This window comes from Parageobacillus sp. VR-IP, from assembly GCF_013357975.1.
Classification (GTDB): Bacteria; Bacillota; Bacilli; order Bacillales; family Anoxybacillaceae; genus Saccharococcus; species Saccharococcus caldoxylosilyticus.
This window is the reverse complement of the sequence record NZ_JABVYQ010000005.1, coordinates 242,897-262,994: the sequence shown is the minus strand read 5'-3', so window position 1 is coordinate 262,994 and position 20,098 is coordinate 242,897. Positions and strand designations below refer to the sequence as shown.

Annotated in this window: 25 protein-coding genes; 5 read left to right on the top strand and 20 right to left on the bottom strand. The window is 44.2% G+C overall.

Annotated elements, in window-relative coordinates; translation table 11 throughout:
- The 7 genes from HT574_RS14415 to HT574_RS19980 form a co-directional block, all read right to left on the bottom strand.
- Complete coding sequence (locus HT574_RS14415; protein WP_175245119.1) at positions 1-1,611, bottom strand: spore germination protein; 1,611 nt, start codon at positions 1,609-1,611, stop codon at positions 1-3.
- Positions 1,612-1,935: 324 nt separating this feature from the next.
- Complete coding sequence (fni, locus tag HT574_RS14410) at positions 1,936-2,985, bottom strand: type 2 isopentenyl-diphosphate Delta-isomerase (protein ID WP_175245118.1); 1,050 nt, start codon at positions 2,983-2,985, stop codon at positions 1,936-1,938.
- Between the two features lie 13 nt (positions 2,986-2,998).
- On the bottom strand, positions 2,999-4,162 hold the full coding sequence (gene rpsA / locus HT574_RS14405; protein WP_175245117.1) for a 30S ribosomal protein S1: 1,164 nt from the start codon (positions 4,160-4,162) through the stop codon (positions 2,999-3,001).
- A gap of 152 nt (positions 4,163-4,314) precedes the next feature.
- Positions 4,315-4,902, bottom strand: coding sequence for a lysophospholipid acyltransferase family protein (locus tag HT574_RS14400; RefSeq protein WP_175245116.1), 588 nt, complete (start codon positions 4,900-4,902; stop codon positions 4,315-4,317).
- The gene (cmk, locus tag HT574_RS14395) at positions 4,899-5,573 is read right to left on the bottom strand and encodes a (d)CMP kinase (RefSeq protein WP_175245115.1); all 675 of its coding nucleotides are present in this window, start codon (positions 5,571-5,573) and stop codon (positions 4,899-4,901) included. The genes HT574_RS14400 and cmk overlap by 4 nt, the downstream gene beginning before the upstream one ends.
- 238 nt (positions 5,574-5,811) lie before the next feature.
- The gene (locus HT574_RS19985) at positions 5,812-6,645 is read right to left on the bottom strand and encodes an IS200/IS605 family accessory protein TnpB-related protein (RefSeq protein ID WP_254698684.1); all 834 of its coding nucleotides are present in this window, start codon (positions 6,643-6,645) and stop codon (positions 5,812-5,814) included.
- 18 nt (positions 6,646-6,663) lie between these two features.
- Positions 6,664-7,059: a hypothetical protein gene (locus tag HT574_RS19980; RefSeq protein WP_254698683.1), complete on the bottom strand. Its 396-nt coding sequence runs from the start codon at positions 7,057-7,059 to the stop codon at positions 6,664-6,666.
- A gap of 48 nt (positions 7,060-7,107) precedes the next feature.
- Here HT574_RS19980 and HT574_RS19975 point away from each other — a divergent pair, with 48 nt between their 5' ends.
- Positions 7,108-7,260 carry a hypothetical protein gene (locus tag HT574_RS19975; protein WP_254698682.1) on the top strand — a complete coding sequence of 51 codons (153 nt, stop codon included), beginning with the start codon at positions 7,108-7,110 and terminating at the stop codon, positions 7,258-7,260.
- Between the two features lie 339 nt (positions 7,261-7,599).
- Here HT574_RS19975 and HT574_RS14385 read toward each other — a convergent pair whose 3' ends face one another.
- From HT574_RS14385 to prsW, 5 genes are all read right to left on the bottom strand, one after another.
- On the bottom strand, positions 7,600-7,779 hold the full coding sequence (locus HT574_RS14385; protein WP_081162003.1) for a YpfB family protein: 180 nt from the start codon (positions 7,777-7,779) through the stop codon (positions 7,600-7,602).
- Between the two features lie 36 nt (positions 7,780-7,815).
- Positions 7,816-8,502: a flagellar brake protein gene (locus HT574_RS14380; protein ID WP_175245114.1), complete on the bottom strand. Its 687-nt coding sequence runs from the start codon at positions 8,500-8,502 to the stop codon at positions 7,816-7,818.
- A gap of 85 nt (positions 8,503-8,587) precedes the next feature.
- On the bottom strand, positions 8,588-9,931 hold the full coding sequence (gene ypeB / locus HT574_RS14375) for a germination protein YpeB (RefSeq protein ID WP_175245113.1): 1,344 nt from the start codon (positions 9,929-9,931) through the stop codon (positions 8,588-8,590).
- Positions 9,932-9,948: 17 nt separating this feature from the next.
- The gene (gene sleB / locus HT574_RS14370; RefSeq protein WP_175245112.1) at positions 9,949-10,764 is read right to left on the bottom strand and encodes a spore cortex-lytic enzyme; all 816 of its coding nucleotides are present in this window, start codon (positions 10,762-10,764) and stop codon (positions 9,949-9,951) included.
- 91 nt (positions 10,765-10,855) lie between these two features.
- Positions 10,856-11,530, bottom strand: a complete 675-nt coding sequence (prsW, locus tag HT574_RS14365; protein WP_175245111.1) for a glutamic-type intramembrane protease PrsW — start codon at positions 11,528-11,530, stop codon at positions 10,856-10,858.
- Between the two features lie 109 nt (positions 11,531-11,639).
- Between prsW and HT574_RS14360 the strand changes: the two genes are divergently transcribed.
- Positions 11,640-12,611 (top strand): asparaginase, encoded by a 972-nt coding sequence (locus tag HT574_RS14360; protein WP_017435358.1) that lies wholly within the window; start codon positions 11,640-11,642, stop codon positions 12,609-12,611.
- A gap of 34 nt (positions 12,612-12,645) precedes the next feature.
- On the opposite strand, the gene HT574_RS14355 is transcribed toward HT574_RS14360, so the two are convergent.
- The 5 genes from HT574_RS14355 to HT574_RS14335 all read right to left on the bottom strand — a co-directional run bounded on the left by HT574_RS14355 (position 12,646) and on the right by HT574_RS14335 (position 17,147).
- The gene (locus tag HT574_RS14355; protein ID WP_175245182.1) at positions 12,646-13,626 is read right to left on the bottom strand and encodes a YpdA family putative bacillithiol disulfide reductase; all 981 of its coding nucleotides are present in this window, start codon (positions 13,624-13,626) and stop codon (positions 12,646-12,648) included.
- Between the two features lie 90 nt (positions 13,627-13,716).
- Positions 13,717-15,000: a Glu/Leu/Phe/Val family dehydrogenase gene (locus HT574_RS14350; protein ID WP_061579939.1), complete on the bottom strand. Its 1,284-nt coding sequence runs from the start codon at positions 14,998-15,000 to the stop codon at positions 13,717-13,719.
- A gap of 256 nt (positions 15,001-15,256) precedes the next feature.
- Positions 15,257-15,847, bottom strand: coding sequence for a genetic competence negative regulator (locus tag HT574_RS14345; protein ID WP_175245110.1), 591 nt, complete (start codon positions 15,845-15,847; stop codon positions 15,257-15,259).
- A gap of 106 nt (positions 15,848-15,953) precedes the next feature.
- Entirely contained in the window at positions 15,954-16,739 is a 786-nt protein-coding gene (locus HT574_RS14340) for a metallophosphoesterase (RefSeq protein WP_175245109.1), read from the bottom strand.
- A gap of 12 nt (positions 16,740-16,751) precedes the next feature.
- Entirely contained in the window at positions 16,752-17,147 is a 396-nt protein-coding gene (locus HT574_RS14335; RefSeq protein WP_175245108.1) for a hypothetical protein, read from the bottom strand.
- A gap of 106 nt (positions 17,148-17,253) precedes the next feature.
- Here HT574_RS14335 and HT574_RS14330 point away from each other — a divergent pair, with 106 nt between their 5' ends.
- Genes HT574_RS14330 through HT574_RS14320 form a run of 3 tightly spaced genes read left to right on the top strand, consistent with a single transcriptional unit; the run spans position 17,254 to position 18,344 of the window.
- Entirely contained in the window at positions 17,254-17,484 is a 231-nt protein-coding gene (locus HT574_RS14330; protein ID WP_017435352.1) for a spore coat associated protein CotJA, read from the top strand.
- A complete protein-coding gene (locus HT574_RS14325; RefSeq protein ID WP_017435351.1) occupies positions 17,481-17,741 on the top strand; it encodes a spore coat protein CotJB in 261 nt (86 codons plus the stop codon). The genes HT574_RS14330 and HT574_RS14325 overlap by 4 nt, the downstream gene beginning before the upstream one ends.
- Before the next feature lie 33 nt (positions 17,742-17,774).
- A complete protein-coding gene (locus tag HT574_RS14320) occupies positions 17,775-18,344 on the top strand; it encodes a manganese catalase family protein (RefSeq protein WP_017435350.1) in 570 nt (189 codons plus the stop codon).
- 28 nt (positions 18,345-18,372) lie between these two features.
- Here HT574_RS14320 and HT574_RS14315 read toward each other — a convergent pair whose 3' ends face one another.
- From HT574_RS14315 to HT574_RS14305, 3 genes are all read right to left on the bottom strand, one after another.
- On the bottom strand, positions 18,373-18,822 hold the full coding sequence (locus HT574_RS14315; RefSeq protein ID WP_375154124.1) for a YpbF family protein: 450 nt from the start codon (positions 18,820-18,822) through the stop codon (positions 18,373-18,375).
- Positions 18,823-18,920: 98 nt separating this feature from the next.
- On the bottom strand, positions 18,921-19,493 hold the full coding sequence (locus tag HT574_RS14310) for a LysM peptidoglycan-binding domain-containing protein (protein WP_309138303.1): 573 nt from the start codon (positions 19,491-19,493) through the stop codon (positions 18,921-18,923).
- Positions 19,490-20,092 carry a CPBP family intramembrane glutamic endopeptidase gene (locus HT574_RS14305; RefSeq protein ID WP_017435347.1) on the bottom strand — a complete coding sequence of 201 codons (603 nt, stop codon included), beginning with the start codon at positions 20,090-20,092 and terminating at the stop codon, positions 19,490-19,492. Before HT574_RS14305 ends, HT574_RS14310 begins: the two co-directional genes overlap by 4 nt.
- Positions 20,093-20,098: the final 6 nt, after the last annotated feature.

Genomic DNA, 20,098 nt, shown 5'->3' with positions numbered 1-20,098 from the left:
TCATGATCCTCCTTTCCCTTTACTCGTCTCGTCATCTCCGTGATTAGGATTCGGTTTCTGATCCGGACCTTGCCGCTCAATGTTATTATCCGTTCCTGTTAAATGAGGGCGTGTATTGTACTTCCACAAAGGCGCGCGCAGCAGCACGTCTTTCATTTCGCCCCTTTGTATTGGAGCCATCGGAGATAAATAGGGAACGCCAAAAGAACGAAGCGTCGCCATATGAGTAACAATCATAATCAGCCCAAGCACAATCCCGAGAAGCCCTAACGTCCCTGCAAGGAAGATCATCGGAAAGCGCAGCATCCTTAATGCCATTCCAGCCGTATAGCGCGGGATGGTAAAAGAAGCAATCCCTGTCAAAGCAACTACCATGATCAGTGGAGCAGAAACGAGGCCTGCTTGAACCGCAGCTTGCCCAATCACCAGTGCACCAACGATACTAACCGCAGAACCCGCTTGTCTTGGGAGCCTCAACCCCGCTTCACGCAGGGCCTCAAATACAACTTCCATGAGCAATGCTTCGACCAGTGCCGGAAAGGGAATTTTCTCCCGAGAAGCAGCGATGGTTATCAAAAGTGTAGTAGGAAGCATTTCTTGATGAAAGGTAAGGAGCGCCACATACAACGACGGCAGTAAAAGAGATATCAAGAGAAATATGTAACGCAGCCAGCGAATTGCCGTGCTTATTAAGGATCGATTGTAGTAATCTTCACTTGATTGCAGAAAGGTATAAAAAGAAATCGGTACAATCAAAACGAAAGGAGTGCCGTCTTGAAGAATCGCTACTCGCCCTTCAAGCAGGTTTGCCGCTACAACATCAGGCCGTTCGGTACTCAAGACTTGAGGAAACGGGGAGTAAGGATTGTCCTCAATTAACTCTTCAATATAGTTCGTTTCCAAAATGCCGTCTAACTTGATCCGGTTAAGCCGTGCCTCTACTTCTTGGATTAAGTCTTGCTCGGCAATTCCTTCAATATAAGAGATGACTACTTCGGTCTGGGTGTACTTGCCAATTTTCATTGATTTCATTTTTAGCTGCGGACTTCTTATTTTTCTGCGCAACAAAGCAAGGTTAATCCCTAATGATTCGGTGAATCCCTCCCGCGGCCCCTTTACCACGGATTCTCCCACCGGTTCTTCGATGGAACGTTTTTCCCAATTTGCCAAACCTAAAGCGAATCCCTCGCTTTGTTGATCGATAAGCAAAATTGGGTTTCCACCAGAGATCTGTTCAATGCACTCTGTAATCGTTTGTACCTTCTTTACCTTGGAAACCGTCAATTTTTGTTCTAGTATATGATTGACATCAATGAACTGATCGGTATCCTCCTTGGCGTTATTTTCTTCCATCAAAGGGATGAGTACGCTCGCATCGATTTCTTCGATGTTGGCCAAACCGTCGATATAAATAAGAGCAGCCTTTGTTTTTCCACCAATTTTAAATGGGCGAAAAACGACATCCATACAATTTTTATAGATATTTTGCAGATTTTGTAGATTTTGATCTAAGTCGGTAGAAAGAAAGGCCTGTTGTTGCTGATTTTGATTTTGCTTTTTCTGGTTCTTTGCCATTTGTTTTTTTTTCTTGCTTTGTTTTAAAAAAAACATACAATATTCCCTTCTTTCTATCGATGGACGTTCTCAGCCTCTATTTTTTCCATTTTTCAATGCGATAATCACTTTTCTGGCAATAAAGTTATGCTAACGCATAATCTCATTTCTGAGAAAAACTGAATTCCAAAGGGGATGGGAAGCTAGCCGATAAGTGATGGGTGCCCATCAACCATTCGAATTTTTCCGTTTTTTATGGATAGTGAAGCCGTCTTTCGCCCATTTCGTGCTTGAAGTTTTTAGAGATAACGAGGTGGAAAATGTTAAATAAAAAAAACCCCTTCGTCCCGTGATTTTCGTTATCGGGATGAAGGAGGTGAATTATCGGCAACTATATACTTTCGTATCAAAACCTCTTTCTGTCAACCAATGATGGGTGTTGCCACGAATCACAAGCGGCACGCGTTGCAGCCCGGCGATCGTCTTTGCCCCCAGCGCTCCCATAATCAGCGTTAAATCATGATGAAGCTCCTCGATATAGGCGACTAGCCCTTCCACCCCTTGTTCGACAAGCGTCCGCAACAACGAGCCCGCCATTCCTACCGCCGATGCCCCCAACGCGATCGCTTTCGCAGCATCCAGCGCTGTGCGGACACCGCCGCTGCCGATCACCGCTAAGGAAGGAGCGGTTTGGACTACCTCGACGATCGATGCTGCAGTTGGAATTCCCCAATTATTAAAATGCGTTATGATGCTGGAACGTCGTTTATTTTCAATGCGGGCAAAATTGGTGCCGCCAAAGCCGCCAACGTCGACGATTTTCACGCCCACTTCTTTTAAACGCAAAGCGGTTTCCTTGCTCATGCCAAATCCTACTTCTTTTACGATAACAGGGACTTGGACGGTTTGAACAATCTGTTCGATACGAAGCAGCGCCCTGGTAAAATCGCGATCCCCTTCCGGCATGACAAGCTCCTGGACCGCATTTAAATGAATTTGCAGGCCATCCGCTTCAATCATATCGACGGCGCGCTTCGCATCATCCACGCTCACTTCGCTGCCAACGTTTGCGAAAATAATGCCGTTTTGGTTCACTTTTCGTACGACCGTAAACGTTTCCCGTTCTGCATCATCTTTTAACGCCGCCGTCTGCGAACCAACCGCCATCGCAATTTGGCCATGCTTTGCCGCTTCTGCTAATCCTTTGTTAATTTCTAACGTCTTTTTCCCTCCGCCGCCGGTCATGGCATTGATAAAGAAAGGCGAACTTAACGAAAGTTCGCCTAAAGTAGTATGCAAGTGAATATCGTTCATGCGTACATCAGGTAAACTTTGATGAACAAACGTAATGTCATCAAATCCGCTTTCACCTTGGTCGGCAGTAGAAAGCGCATGCTGAATATGTTCTATCTTTCGCTTTGCTCTATCCATTGCCTCATCCTCGTTATTTTAATTTTTTTAGCTGTTCCCCGAGGACTTCGCCAATTTGAAAACCACTTACTTCATTGGACGGTTTTGTATATTGGCTATAGTCTTCTTCGGAGGTTGTTTCTTCCCCGATCAGCTCGCGTATACTTAACGAAATGCGGCGTTCCGATTCGTTTACATCAAGCACTTTCGCTCTGACTTCTTCTCCTTCTTTTAGCACTTCATGCGGCGTTCCGATTCGTTTATTAGCGATTTGGGAAATATGGACAAGGCCTTCCACGCCTGGGAAAATTTCAATAAACGCGCCAAACGGCACAATCCGTTTTACCTTGCCAGTGACAATATCGCCAGGGGCGATTTTTTCCGCAATTCCTTCCCAAGGGCTCGGTATTGCTTCTTTTATCGAAAGGGAGACGCGGCCATTTTCTTCATCAACCGCAAGCACTTTTACTTTGACGGTTTCTCCCTCTTTTACAACCTCAGACGGATGGGCGACACGAGTATGGGAAAGCTGCGAAATATGTACAAGACCATCAAAGCCGCCAACATCGACAAACACACCAAAATCGGTGATGCGGCGTACGACTCCCTCAAGCACCTGCCCAGGTTGTAAACGGTTCAGCGCCTCCTTCCGTTGACGTTGCTGTTCTTCTTCGACAACGGCACGATGCGATAAAATGACGCGGTTTTTTTCGCGATCCAGCTCGACTACTTTCACGGCAAGCGCCTTTCCTTTATAATCAGAAAAATCCTCGACATAATGGGGTTCAACAAGGGAGGCAGGGATGAAGCCGCGCACTCCTATATCCGCTACAAGCCCGCCTTTGACAATATCTTTTACTACCGCCTCAAACGTTTCGCCGCTGGCAAATTTTCTCTCCAGCTCTTCCCAGGCACGGTCTGCATCTACCGCTTTTTTCGATAAAATCAGCAAATCCTCTTCTCCCTCTTTGCCTTCCTCTACTTTTTTCACTTTCGCTGTCACTTCGTCCCCGACGGAAACGGCGTCGCTTGTTTTTTCAATATGCAAGTTGGATAATTCACTAATCGGGATAATCCCGCTTTGTTTGCTATCTTCAATATCGACAAGTACCTGCTTGTCTTCTAGTTTCACCACTTTTCCTCGAACGATATCACCCACTTTATAGACGTTTACCTGCAAATTCATATCCTCTGCCATCGTTAACCCTCCTCCATCAACTGACGATCCTATAAAAAGCGTGCCTTCTTTGATCAACACCGCACCATCGAAAAACATTGACGATAACGGACGATAGGAACGCTTTTCTATTTAGTATACCATATTTTCTCAATATACATGTAATCGAATGCTTAACGATGTTGATCTAGCAGTGCCTGAATATGCTGCATAATATAATCTGTCGCTTCTTCCGGAGACGCTTTTCGTTCGCGCAGCGGTGCCATATCAATCGGTGCCCCGTAAACCACCTTCAGCGGCACAAATGCTCGGTACGGACCAATAATGGCGCAAGGAACAACGGCGGCGCTTGTCCGGAGCGCAAAAAAACCGATGCCGGGCAGCCCTTTCTTTAACTTTCCATCTTTGCTTCTTGTTCCCTCAGGAAAAATGCCCAACACCTGCCCTTGTTTTAGCACTTCCAACCCGGTTCGCAACGCTTGGCGGTCGCTCATTCCCCGCTTAACTGGAAACGCGTGCAAATGGTTGATCAAGTTTTTTAAAATGGGAACGCGAAACAATTCTTCTTTTGCCATAAAATGAATCGGCCTTGGCGCGGTAATGCCAAGGATCGGCGGATCGAGATTGCTAATATGGTTTGCGCAAAGAAGTACTCCACCGTCTTTTGGAAACTGTTCCACCCCTATTACTTTGATGCGGTAAAGCGGGGTTAAAATCCCTTTTACAACTCCCCTGGCAAACGAATAAAAGTCCAACGTCATTCAATCCTTTCGTTTACGATTTCCATAATGCGTTCAACAACTTCTTCGATGGATAATGATGTAGTATCGATTTCGATCGCATCTTCCGCCTTCTTAAGCGGCGCTACTTCACGTTCGGAATCGAGTTGATCGCGGCGGGCAATTTCTTTTTTCAACGTTTCTAAATCGGATGGAAATCCTCGCGCAATGTTCTCTTTGTGTCGGCGTCTTGCTCTCTCTTCTACGGAGGCTTTTAGAAACACTTTTACTTCCGCATTCGGAAGGACGTGTGTACCAATATCACGTCCATCCATGACGACGCCGCCATTTTTGGCCAGCGCACGTTGACGCGCTACCATTTCTTCCCGGACTAGCGGATGTTTAGCGACTAATGACACCGCATTGGTTACTTCTTTGCTGCGGATTACGTTTGTAACGTCCTCTCCATTAACCAGCACAAGCTGTCCTTCATGCGATGGCCTTAATTCAATATATGTATCTTTTAATAACGAAATCAACGCTTGTTCGTCGTCAAGCGCGATTCCTTGCTGCAGCGCCCGATATGTGAGCGCCCGGTACATCGCGCCCGTGTCAATATAAATATAAGAGAGCCGCTTGGCAATCATTTTCGCAACAGTACTTTTCCCTGCTGCCGCCGGTCCGTCAATAGCAATATTGATTCTTTTTCCCATAACTCCTGGTTACTAAAATCTATAAAAATCGACTCCTCGCGATGGAACCAGCAAAACTGCCTGCCGCTCAGGAAACACCTGAGTTCCATCAGGAAGGGAAATCCCTTGTCATTCACCTATTGTGAAAGACACCTCGTGGCTCGCCGTCAGCGACGGCGCCTGTCGTGCACCATTCCTTCCATCAGTCCGTACACGACAACGATTTTAGTAACCAGGGTTACACCTCCTTCAGTTAAATTTAGTCCTGGTTCAGCCAACAGAATTTGTGCAAGATGTTCCATAATAACCATTCATGCTCTTGTTTAAAATTCTCGATTGTGTGTAACATCATCGCGGTATATTGGTGTTGTTTCGTTCCGCTTTTTGATTGCTTGTAGGATTCTTCCATCGACCCTAACACCGCAATCAAATGGCGTTTCACTTTCGTTTTTATGAGGTGAATGAGTTCTTTTGGCAGCCGTTCACAATACCCTAATCCCCGTCTGCCAATCACCAAAGCGACGCTTTCATGAACGGATAACCCATACTTTTTCCTATACTTGAAATGTCCGATGACGCTGATATACGCCGGATTCACTTTTTTGACGCGAAACCCAAACCTTAAGCCCCGACGAATCATGATGTCAGTCAGCTTTTTCTTTTTAAAATGATGGGTGAAGCGATGGAATCGTTTGTCCGTATCATGCCGCTGTCTTAGTTGAATGTTTTCAATGACCACTGCCCCAACATTCTCTTGAAGCAGCCAGTCATATACATCTCGTATGGTTTCTCCAACGATGTTGTTTCGTTGATTTCCTTTCACATATTCGAGTTCATGACAGTAAAACACCTTCGACTTAATGAAGTTTCCTTGTTTTGAAACGATGCTTACGGCGATGCGGCCCATATTGATATCCATCCCATCGATTCGTTCCGCTTGAATCGGTTCCTCATAGGCAAGTTCCTTGCCATATACCTCTTCTTCATAGACGAGATGGACATAATATTCCCCGTTTTTGCGTTGGATTTCGACGGTATATGATATTGAATGACCGGCTTTCCTTTTGCATTCACTCCGACTGGGTTCTCCCATGACAAGATCGATGATTTCCTATTCATATTTTTCAGGAACAGACACAGGCAGCCTCAAGCGGGGAGCGTGTTTCCCTTCTTGTTGTCCAAGTGGATTGGTGATTTCTACATAACATTGGTACGTCTTGCTTTTATCGCCTCTGGCGTACAACTGATTCGATCGCAAATCTTTCCATTCTTCGTTCGTGATGTTTCCTTTCAAACGTTTGTAAAAATTTCGTTTTCCGCCAAAAATCACACGTGGAATTGTTCGTTGGTCGAGATGGCGCTTTAGCTCGGCTTTTTTCGCTTTGAGCTTCTCTAACCGTTGATGCAATCCACCTAGACATGTTGGAAGATCGACTTTTTTCGGTGTTTTTCTTCCGTGTTGGTAGTCATCGATTTTCTTTTCGGTTTTTTCGACTTTCGCCTGCACATCCTCCAAACGCGTTGGAAGCAACTCACGTTGGGAAGAAATCAACGCTTGAACAAGCAGAACCGCATCTTCGGCAAACCGTTTGTTGAGCCAAAATTGGCGCGGAAGGCGCTTGATGACGTCTTTGGCGTTTCATCCCTCGAGCAAACGGTGGAACGCGTATCGCTTCGCGGAACCAAAGACGCGCATCAGCTCATCTAATGAGCGAAGCTGTAATTCTTCATTGGAAACGATTTCCATCCCTCGAACCGTTTTCATCCCCTTGCCTTCCCCCTCGTTTGGATCCTTAAGAACATATATTCGCTAAATCTTCTTTATTTCCTTTTTACATGCAAAAGGGGGAGAGGATTTTTTATCAAAAGACAGGGGACGATGGAAAAGATGAAAAACATCCATCTCTTTACGTTCAATAACAGGAGATATTACATGATTTTATAAAGTTTAACAAACTGCTTATACCTCCTGCTCACTTAATATTTTTATCAAAGAAAAAAGCAGGAAACCCCTGCATGCTTCGATGTCATTTTATCATATAGACCGTCAACGGTCGACGGTTGTTTCGATCGTTTTTGTTTTTTCCTGCTTGCTAACCCCTTCATATTCATAAACTTTTCCCAAATAAAGATGAAGCGGAGTATATAAAATAAGCCATTGCGCTATGATTAAAAAAATAAATTGAATAATGACAAGCTTCCATAAAAGGGATTCAAACCGTTTCATTGCGATATCGGCCTGCCTTTCATTTTTTATAGGCCATTATTCCACGCTTTCCTCCCATTTATTCACTATGTTCTCTGCCTTTTTTGCTTCTAATTGCCGTTCAAAACTATAGCGAATTAATCGCAAGCGGTCCTGGGGAGCTACGTCTAAAAATTGCAGCGATGCTTTATAGACGCCATTTGCACCTTGAAATATACGGATAATTTTTGCCTTTAATTTTAAATAGTGATATTTGCCTGACCTCATTGCGAGCACTAGCCATGTTTCGACAACCATTCCAGGGAGCAGCTGCTGATGGTATGACGGCGGCAATACGACCGCCGCTCCGCCAGCACTAATATCGGTCGTCATCGTCGTAAATGGCGCAAACTCTTGATGAAACGAGTGAATCGCCACATCGGCATTGGCTCTTACTCTCACATAGCGGCGGCGCTGGATGCGCACGAGCTTGTCTGCACTAGGATAAGCAAGGACGATCATCGGCACCGGCCGCCGCAGCTTTCCGGTCACTTCTGTCTCAAATAAATAAAGGCAGCCATCTTGCCCGACAAAACTTGCTTTCAATCGCATTCCGTTTAGGAAAAACACAGTTTCCCCTGCCTTTTCATCAACCGGATAACCTATGTGGATATAGTGATCTCCTATTTCCATTACTTTGCCTTTATATTTTTCTTTCCCGCCATCCAATGGCTCTAACGTTAACATGTCCCCTATTTTCAACATGGTCTCTCCCTTTCGTTTTCCCCTTAATATTTTTATTAAAACAAAAAGGAAAAGCTTTCATCAAGCTTTTCCCTAAACAATGACCTTAACTGTAACTTGGTTCTGTGCTTTGCAGTCTTTCCACTTGTTCCTCCATTCCACTGTTTGCGTTAATAAAAATTTGATAGGTGTCTTCTCCGAGCGTCCCTAAAAATTCATAGCAGAGCACTGGTTCGTTCATGTCGTTCATAATGACGGCCTGGCGCTGTTCCATAATCTTTAAATTCGGATTGATTTTTTTCTTTGCTTGTTCCACCGTCAATTTCGGTTTCGGGAGCGGACGCTGGATGGAAGAAGACAAATAATCACGCGCAGAAAAGCCGACAATCGCCCCATTGTCAAGAGCTACTTTCATTTTAATTGTTTCCGGATAGATGCGAATTCCGTTTTCATTTGTCACAAATGTTAATACCGCAACGTTATCATATTGGGTGCTGTCATAAAGCTCCAAGTTTTTAAACTGATGTTGCTGCAAAAACTTCATTCCTCTATTTGCCGCTTCATGTAAACTAATTGCTTGTTTAGCAATTGGACGGCTATTGATCACCCAAATTGGGTAACCGCCTTTTGCTGTAATATCCATATAAATATCGCCTTTTGTTTTCGGATCATGAATCGTCAGACTGTAAAAACGCTCATCTGCTCCTTTTCCGCTCGCCGTTACTTTAATGCTTTCCGTACCCTTTAACCCAAGAAAAGAACGGGCTATGCGCTTTGCTTCATGTTTGGAAATCGGTTTTCCTTTTGCGCGGACAAAACCTTTTTCCGTATTTTCGAGGCCAATAAAAGTCGGTCCAAATTCAGACGACTTCGAGAAGGTATCTACATTTTTTTCTACTGCTTTAAACCCATCAATAATGACGTTATCTCCGGAACGATCGTTAGTGGCGAGCGCCAATTCGACATCCATCCAGCGCAAGTTATTTTTTAAAACTAAATGCTGGACGTTGCGCAGTTCTTGCTGAATGGTTGCCGCATTTTTATATAGTGCTTGCAGCGTACGGTATTCTTCTTTCGTAAGCGGCTCTTTTTCTAGATCGCGAATCGCTGTCCGGTAGCTGAACTCCCCTATTTTAGCGAGAAACTCCTGTGTTTTGTTAAACGGTAGCAGGGAAAGCGGCAGCTGCCCGACATCGGAGTGGGCTTCCGCAGCAATTTTCCATACTTCCGCTAAAGCTGGAGACAAGGAAGTGGAGGAATTCATGGCAAGCGTGTTTCCGATTTTATCATGCAGCAAATCGATTTGGTACGTTAAGTCATGAAAAGCACGCTGATAGTTATTTTCCGCATGAATTAAGATGGCATTTTTCTCCTGATGCTCCCGGTATCCCCAATACGCTGTTCCTACCACAGCAAGTGACAGTGCGCCGATTAATAAATTCCGTATCATTTCACTCACCTCCTGCATTATTTACAAAAGATATGTTTACCAATTCTTTTAACTTGCGGTCGATTCCAAATCCATGAACTCGTTGCGGTGGCCGGGTTGAAATAATAAATGGCTCCATTGGTAGGATCCCAGCCGTTAATCGCATCGAGTACCGCTTTTTTCGATGTTTCATCCGGCGTCAGCCAAATTTGTCCATCGGCTACCGCGGTAAATGCCCCAGGTTGAAAAATTACGCCCGCCACTGTATCCGGGAACGAAGGATGCTCAAGACGGTTTAAAATGACGGCCGCCACCGCGACTTTACCGATATAAGGCTCCCCGCGCGCCTCCCCATGTACCGCGTTTGCCATCAGTTGAATATCGTTTTGCGAAAAACCTTTTGGCACATTGGCTGCTGTCGCTTTTACCGATCTGTTTCCGTTGCTGCCTCTATTATTTTTCTTTACTTGCTGGCTTAACGGCTTGCCTCCATAATGGGTAAACTCATTTCCTTTGCGAATTTGCTCCTTCACAAATTGCTCATAATATTTCGATACCTTTACTAGTTTTGCTTTTGTGCTATTACCGACGAGGCCATCCACTGGAAGCCCATATTCATATTGAAAATTGCGCACCGCCCAATACGTTCTCCAGCCGAAAACGCCGTCAATTTTTCCATTGTAAAATCCGATATACTGCAGCCGCGCCTGCAATTCGATGACGTCATCTCCAACTGCCCCGCGCTGAATCACCTGGTTCGAAAATGCTTTTGCCTCTTCAGCCGGTTTTATACAAATAAACAGACAAGCAATAAGAATGCTAAACCATAGATATCTCTGCATTTTACTAACCATGCGCAAACCCTCCCGTATTGCAACTATTGTTTTATCCCTATTTTCTTTCGAATTTGCCTTTTTATGCAAAAAAAGCAAAAAGCCAAGCTTATTATGCTTGACTTTTTGCAGAAAAAATTTTTTCGTAACCATGTAATGCTTTTGCCTGTTTTATCTTGCGAAGCGCAAACCACCATAATAACAACATGAAGGGAACCATGTAATAACTCCATTTCTCCTGCGTTAACAAAATGAAATCGTACATTCCGTGCAGAAGAAAGGACAACAAAAACGCCAAAAATAAGTAGCGCGGTTTCTTTCTCGTAAATTTTGCTTTGCCAAAATAAAAACCCATGATGACTGCAAATAAAGCGTGGCTGGAAACCGGCAAAAGCGCCCTTGTCACAGCAAACTCCACACCGTTCGCCAATAAATACAAAATATTTTCCATCGTCGCAAACCCGAGCGACACACTGGCGCTATACACAATGCCGTCGTACGGCTCGTCAAATTCATAATGGTCATAAACAAAAAAATAAACAATAAACCACTTGACGAACTCCTCCAACAATCCTGACAAAAAAAAGGCGCGGGCGACTTTAGAAGTCGCCATTCCTTCAGCATGAAACACATATTGAATAAACATAATCGGAAACACCAGCAGCGCTCCGATGATAAATATTCGCAATACAAAAGATAACGGTTCTGTTTCGTATTCATCTTTCAAATAAAAATAGCTAAGCAGTGCAATTCCTGGAGCAACACCAGCGGAAATTAATGTGAACATACAAATCCCCGTTTCCATTCGTTTTCTTTATGGTAACATGAGAATGGAATATTTGAAAATGACCTTCTTCTATTATTGCATCATCGAACTTTCGAATGGAGGGAAAATAATGAAAAAAATCTTAATTATTCATACAGGCGGCACCATTTCCATGAAAGAGGATGAAGAAACAGGAGCCGTACGTCCTGATGAAACACATCCGTTGCATGATGTGGCGCCGCCATTGGCAAGCCTTGCCGATATTTATGTAGAAGAGCTGTTCCACTTGCCATCACCGCATATGACGCCGCAGGAAATGCTGCAATTGCGCAATCGCATCGAAGAAAAAATTGCCAATGAACAAATAGAAGGCATTGTTGTTACACATGGAACAGACACCCTTGAAGAGACGGCATATTTTTTAGATTTAACCGCACGGACCGATGTGCCGATTGTCGTTACCGGCGCGATGCGCTCCAGCAATGAAATCGGCGCGGATGGGCTGTACAACTTAATTTCGTCAGTAAAAGTGGCGATAAGTGACGAAGCGCGCGGAAAAGGAGTATTGGTCGTACTCAATGACGAAATCCACACGGCTAAAAACGTGACGAAAACCCATACATCCAACATTGCGACATTCCAAAGCCCGCAGTACGGACCGATTGGAATCGTCACAAAGCGGGGGGTGTTTTTTCACCACGCGCCGACGAAACGCACGACATATCCGGTTCAAACGATATCGAAAAACGTGATTTTATTAAAAGCATATGCAGGTATGGATGAAGCAATTTTTCATGCCATTCAAACGCTTCCGCTTGATGGAGTTGTCATTGAAGCGTTAGGGCAGGGAAACCTGCCGCCGCGCGCCGCTAAAGGGGTGCGCTCTTTGCTTGACGCCGGCATTCCGGTCGTTCTTGTATCCCGCTGCTTTAACGGAATTGTACAAGACATCTACGGATATGAAGGAGGCGGAAAACAGCTGAAAGAAATGGGCGTCATTTTTTCCAACGGGCTAAACGGGCAAAAAGCACGCATCAAACTGCTTGTCGCCCTAGAAATCACAAACAACCCGCAAAAACTGCAAGAAATGTTTATGGAATAATCAAGGGAGGCTGGCTTGTTCCAGCCTCCTCCCGTTATTGCTGCTTCTCCCGCTCCCGTTTGACAATGCAAGCGGCAATTTGCCCGCCGTGAAAGCGGCCGTTTTCAATAAAAATCTCATTGGCATCATTGCCGGCGGCGATGACGCCGGCAATGAAAATGCCAGGGACGTTCGTTTCCATCGTTTCGGGATTATAAAGCGGCCGCCCCGTTTCAGGGTCGACTTCCACTCCCATTTTCTTTAAAAATTCATGGTCAGGATGATATCCCGTCATCGCAAAGACAAAATCGTTTTTGATTTTTTTCGTTTCTCCTTTTACTTCGTAAATGACAGCATCTTCAGTAATTTCCTTTACATGAGCGTTAAACTCCATTTTAATGATACCTTTGCGCACGAGAGAATCGAACTCCGGCAAAACCCAAGGTTTTATGCTTGGCGAATAGCCGCTTCCCCGATACAAAACCGTGACGCGCGCCCCCGCTTTGACAAGCTCAAGCGCTGCATCAACACTCGAGTTTTTTCCGCCGATGACCACGCAGTCGGTATTGAAATATGGATGCGCTTCTTTAAAATAGTGTGTCACTTTCGGCAAATCTTCCCCCGGCACGTTCATATAGTTTGGGTGGTCATAATACCCTGTCGCCACAATGACATATTCAGCACGGTATAGTCCTTTTGTCGTGCTTACAAGGAACGTTCCATCTTTTTGTTTTTCTACTTGCTTCACTTCCTCAAACGTTTGCACGCGCACTTGCTTTCGCGCGACTACTTCGCGGTAATAGGCAAGCGCTTGATTGCGCTTTGGCTTCCGATTTTCCGTAATAAACGGCACGCCGCCGATTTCGAGGCGGTCGCTCGTGCTAAAAAAGGTTTGATGAGTTGGAAATCGATAAATGGAATGGACAATATTTCCTTTTTCTATCACTAACGGACGATAACCGACATCTTGTAAAGCAATCGCTGCAGCAAGCCCGCAAGGCCCCCCGCCGACAATAATGATCTTTTCTTCTTTCACCATGCCCTTCACTCCTTATAGCATCAAAAAATCCCCTATCATATGATAGGGGATTTTTCAGCATGTTGCAAATAAGTTAATTCATCTTCATTATACCCAGCCACGGAAACGGCACGCTTCCGCCATTTTGCGGACGCCGACCATATAAGCGGCCAAACGCATATCGACACGGCGTGTTTGCGCCATTTCGTATACGTTATTGAACGCTTTCACCATGACTTTTTCTAACCGCTCTTCCACTTCTTCTTCCGTCCAATAATATCCTTGATTGTTTTGGACCCATTCGAAATACGAAACCGTTACACCGCCGGCGCTCGCCAGTACGTCCGGGACAAGCAAAATGCCGCGTTTTGTTAAAATTTCCGTCGCCTCTAACGTCGTCGGGCCATTGGCCGCCTCCACGACGATGCTCGCTTTAATATTCGGTGCATTTTCTTCCGTAATTTGATTTTCAATCGCTGCCGGCACTAAAATATCGCAGTCGAGCTCCAACAACTCTTTATTCGTAATCGTATTTTTAAATAATTTCGTTACCGTGCCAAAGCTGTCGCGGCGCTCGAGCAAATAATCGATATCCAAACCGTTCGGGTCATACAGCGCCCCGTACACATCGGAAATGCCGATGACTTTCGCGCCAGCATCATGCATAAATTTCGCTAAAAAGCTGCCCGCATTTCCAAAGCCTTGGATGACAACGCGAGCGCCCTTTAAATCAATGCCGCGTTTTTTCGCCGCTTCGCGGATACAGATCGTAACCCCTTTTGCCGTAGCGGTTTCGCGTCCATGCGAGCCTCCCAGCACTAGCGGCTTCCCTGTAATAAATCCAGGCGAATTAAATTCGTCAATCCGGCTATACTCATCCATCATCCATGCCATAATTTGCGAGTTGGTAAATACGTCCGGCGCCGGAATGTCCTTGGTCGGACCGACAATCTGGCTAATTGCGCGCACATAGCCGCGGCTTAACCGCTCTAATTCACGGAAGGACATCGTGCGCGGATCGCAAACGATCCCACCTTTTCCGCCGCCGTATGGCAAATCGACAATGCCGCATTTTAGGCTCATCCAAATAGATAGCGCTTTCACTTCACGCTCCGTGACGTTTGGATGGAAACGAACTCCTCCTTTAGTTGGACCAACCGCATCATTATGCTGGGCTCGGTAGCCGGTAAAAATTTTCACCGTACCGTCATCCATGCGCACTGGAATTCTCACTGTCAGCATGCGAATCGGCTCTTTTAGCAACTCGTATACTTCTTCCGGATATCCCAGCTTTTCCAGAGCTCTATGTATAACGATTTGCGTTGCTGCTAATACGTCATATTCTTTTTCTTTCTGTTCTTTTTCTTCGCTGGTATGCTTATCGGCTACCATACGTAAACCTCCTATAAGTTCACTCTGATATTTGATATTGTCGCCTTCCATGTCATAGTATACACCTTCTTACTATTTATGCAAAGGGAAAAAATAAAATGGTAAACGATTTATGGCTATTTATAACTATTTCCATCTTTATTATGTTTATATGCTGTTTTTTCTTTATTATATAGCGGCTTTTCTTGTCCTTGAACAACAGAGCCGAGATAAAAAAAACAGACTCCTTGTCCACATGAAGGAGTCTGACTATGCGTTAACCTGCTGGAAAATAATGAACGAGTTGTTCAATCGCTCGATGCTCGATTAATTTTTTACCATATTCTTGCACACGATGTATCGTTATCGTTGAGGGGCTGCCGAATTCCGCCAACAAAGCGATAAAGTTATCGACCGGAATTGGAGGTTCTTCCGCGACATGCAAGTAAAATCGGTTTTGGTAAGAATAAAGCGTTCCGTCTAAACAACCGATCGCATAGAGACGATGAGCAAGCTGAATGACATCTTCAAACGTTTGAAATTCGTAAAATATGTCATCGCTCTCATCGAGCGTTACTTGCATTTCAATATAATCGTCGGAAAATTCTTCCTCCATTTCGTCATATTCGCCCTCGTTTGTCACGATAACAACCATTCCCTGTGCCGGTAAAGAGTATACTTCCACCGCGATCGACCCGTTTACTTCAAAGCCGAGCTCCTCGCTTGCCTCCTCAATCATATCGCGAAACAATTGATGAACTTTAAACGTATCTTTCCATAAATCCTCTTTCGTTAAACCGCGATCCATCAAATCGTCAAACGTAAGGAAAATTTTAATTTTATTGTGGGTTAAGCGTTCAAGACGCATCAACACCCCTCCTTACCTACACAGCCATCTCTTATGTTTATTGTATGAAATAATTCATAAATGGTTCGTTTGTTATTATTAATGAGTTTACATCGTTTTCCGTCATTTAGACAAGCATTTTTTCTTTATCTTCTTCTTTCCATGAACGAATGGTAATCAAATTCGTTTCCGCAGGGGCTCCAAGACGAAGCGGAATGGTTGTCGTCCCGTATCCGTTACTGACATAAACAGCTGTTCCGTTCACGCTTTTTAGACCGCCTTTTTCATAAAGCCCAAACGAAAAGAGACGAATTTGCCCTCCATGCGTATGACCGCTGATCACAAGCGAAATACGATGTTCAGGGCGAAGACGCCCGACAATTTTCGGATTGTGCGAAGCAAGGATGCGGAAGGCATTCTCATCCACCCCTTGAAGCGCTTTTTCTAATTTTGCGCGCCGTTTGCTCATATCCTCCACTCCAATGAGGGCAAGCTTCTCCCCATCTCGGGATTGCAGCATCACAGCACTATTTTCCAATATATGCACTCCTTCCTCGAGCAAAAGCGAGTGCAAATCATATTCCGCTTCATAATCATTATTCCCCCAAATAAAATAAACCGGTCCAATCATTTTTAAGCGGCGAATATTTTCCTTGACACGCGCAGCGGGCACCCCTTTTTCTGTAAGGTCCCCGCCGACTAAAACAATATCCGCCTTTCCTTTGATCTCCTCCACAATTTTTTTCGCCAATATCCGCCGATGAAGGTCGGAAATAAAAAAAATGGAAAACGCCCGAAAACTACTTGGAAACTGAGGAAAAGTCAACTCAATGTGAACAACGCGGTTTCGATGCGCTTCCCACCACATATAAGCCAATATACAGAAAAAAGAAAAAAAGACGATCCAAACCAAGTATAATGCCCCCTATAAATTTCGATGATATTGCCGAGAACGATCCAAATCCATCGATATCATACCATAAATAAAGGAGAAAATAAAAAATAAAACAGCCAGCTTTCTTTCCCATTGAAATAACCAATAAAAGGTCGCTATCCCTCCACAGCAAACAAACCATTCCACCCAGCGTACCCGCTTTCCCTGCAGGCATAACACAATTCCTTCGATGACGGTGCGAATCACTACCGCATTTGCCAAAAAACCAATAAAAAAGCAGATCAGCGCCAAAAACGTCCGCAAAGGATTAAAAATAAGCTCGGTGATAAAAAGGGTGAAATCAAACGGAGTCAATGGCGGCATCCAATGAATCAGCAAATATCCGCATAAAAATCCAACCATCACACACAACAGACGAACCCTCATACCATTTCCCCCTCCCTCTTCTACATGTATTCACGAAAAAGGGAGGCATGAGTAAAATCTTGCATTCATAAATATAGACTGAAGTTTTATAAAAAGGAGGTTTTTTATGTTCACCACACGAAAGCAATATGAACCCTATGTAAGCCCATTTGATCCTTGTCCGCCAATTCGCGTCAAAACATATGTCACCGCGCCGAACCAATATGTCGGATTTCAACCGCCTAACTTGCCGCAATTCCCTTTGCATGAAGCATTGAAAAAAGGTACCCTCTGGAAAATTTTTTATGATCCATATTACGGTCCTTACGAAATGAAAACTAAAGGTGATGGACAATGAAGCAGGTGCCACAAGAATACTATGAACTTTTAGAGCAGCTCCAAGCGGTTGATTTTGCCCTCGTCGACTTAACGTTATACCTCGACACCCATCCTACCGACTACCAAGCGATCCAGCAATTTAACCAGCTTGCGCAAAAACGGAAACAGCTAAAGAAACAGTTTGAGTCCTGTTATGGTCCACTGCAACAATATGGAAACAGCTATTCCAACTATCCGTGGAATTGGAATGATTCTCCTTGGCCTTGGCAAGTATAGCAACGCCACTCGCTGTAAAAGGAGGAAATGATAATGTGGATTTATGAAAAAAAATTGCAATATCCCGTTCGTGTCAGCACGTGCAACCCAAAACTGGCGAAATATTTAATTGAACAGTATGGAGGGGCGGATGGGGAACTCGCTGCTGCGCTTCGTTATTTAAATCAACGCTACACCATTCCTGATAAAGTAATGGGTTTACTCACAGATATTGGAACAGAGGAATTGGCTCATTTGGAAATGATTGCAACAATGGTATACAAATTAACAAAAGACGCCACTCTAGAACAGCTGAAAGAAGCAGGTCTCGACGCACACTATGTCGATCATGACCGCGCTTTATTTTATCATAATGCCGCCGGCGTTCCGTTTACGGCGACATACATTCAAGCGAAGGGAGATCCGATTACCGATTTGTATGAAGATATCGCTGCCGAAGAAAAAGCGCGGGCAACCTATCAATGGATTATTAATATGAGCGATGATCCAGATTTAAACGATGGGCTTCGTTTTTTACGCGAACGTGAAATCATTCACGCTCAACGTTTTCGCGAAGCAGTCGAAATTTTAAAAGAAGAACGTGACCGGAAGAAATTTTTCTAATCGGAAAATAGCTGAATGGGAGTACCATTCAGCTATTTTCATAATACAAATTAATATCGTACTCCTTTTTCATCATTTCAAACAGTTTATGCCGCTCTTTCCATTGCTGTTCATCTTTCCATAAATCGATGCTTTTTTGAATGATTTCGCAACGAAGGGAATGAAATTCCTCTTCCGCTTTATCACATTTTCCTTTGTAATATAAAACGGCCCAATACGAGGTAAACAGCAGTAACAATATATATAAATGCACTGTTTTTCCCAAAAATCCGTTGATCAGCTCCGCCCATGTGCCGCTTGGAAAAATTAAATAAAATAAAATGTAGATAGAAAACAGCGCGAACCCGCCGAAAGTAACGAGCTGCAAGGAAAAAACTTTTTTCTTCAGCCGTTCCCATTTTTGTTTTTTTTCAATCACTCCAATCAGCATTTGCCTTGTCACTTCATCTATCGGCACATGCTCGAGAAAATTTCCCATCATTCCATCCCCTCGATTTTTCCTCCACCCTTTCTTATTATAAACGTATGTACGAGCCTGCTTCGTTAGAACGAAAAAACGACCGTTTGTCTATCTCTCTATTTTTCCACATCTGTCACCGGAATTTGCAATACTTGTCCTTGATGGAGCTTTGCATTTTGCAAATGATTCCATTTTTTTATGATTTCCATTCCGCGATCGCTCTGATAATATTTCATCGCAATACTGTATAGCGTTTCATTTTCCTGCACGATATGTGTGATTACTTTTTTTCTTGTTTCTTTTTTGTTTTTCTTTAATGCAGGCTGATTTTGTGCCCTTGTTGTTGAACTGCTCGACTCGGTCGTTCCCTTCTTTACTGGATCAACATCAACTAATTCATAACTGCCTGTTTCGCTGCGGGTGACAACCGTCACCGTTTTTGAGTCTTGATTCGCATAATAAATGCTTAACATCGAGATCGGCAGCAAAATGAAAAACAGTACTAACAAACGTATGAGCGGATATTTCAGCTTCCACTTCTTTTTCTTTTCCCGCTTTCTTGTCTTCTTCTGTCGACGCACCTCGCTGCGCGATGGAAGCGGCAGCCCGTCTTCTTTTGCCGGCTTATTTTTTGGCTGCGCCAATTCCCGCAATACTTCCGCTTGATCTTCGATACGCTGCTCACTCACTCACGATTACCCCCGTTTTGTTTCCTTTCGCGCACATAATGGAGACGAATATCTACCGCTAAAATAAAATCGATCAGAAAATGGGCAAAAATCGTTGCCCACAGGCTTTTAGTCCACTCATAAATACATCCGAGAAAAAAGCTTAACAGCACTACCATCACAAACAAAAACCATTTTTCTAAATAGCGGATGTGCAACAAGGCGAACACCGTGCTGGCGACAAACAGGCCGAAATATGTCTGGATGACGCCGCGAAACAGCCATTCTTCGCTGAAAGCGATCAATAAACATAAAAAAAAGATATGCGGAATCGAGCGGCTACGGAAAATTTTTTCATTAATTCCCCCGTCATCCTGCCATTGCTTCGGCAAATAGCGCATTGCCAAAAAATCAAGCGCTAACACGAGGGCGGCGCTTCCCCCGCCATAGGCAATCACCGCAGCTAAATCAAACTGCCAAATTCGCCGCAACGTCGAAAGATCAAAAAGAAAAAATGCGATCACGACGGACGCGACAATTAGCAATAATTGCGTCAAATATAAATGGAGCAGTACTTCGCGATCGCTCATCATTTGGATTTGTTCACTTTGCCGCTTCATGTTTCA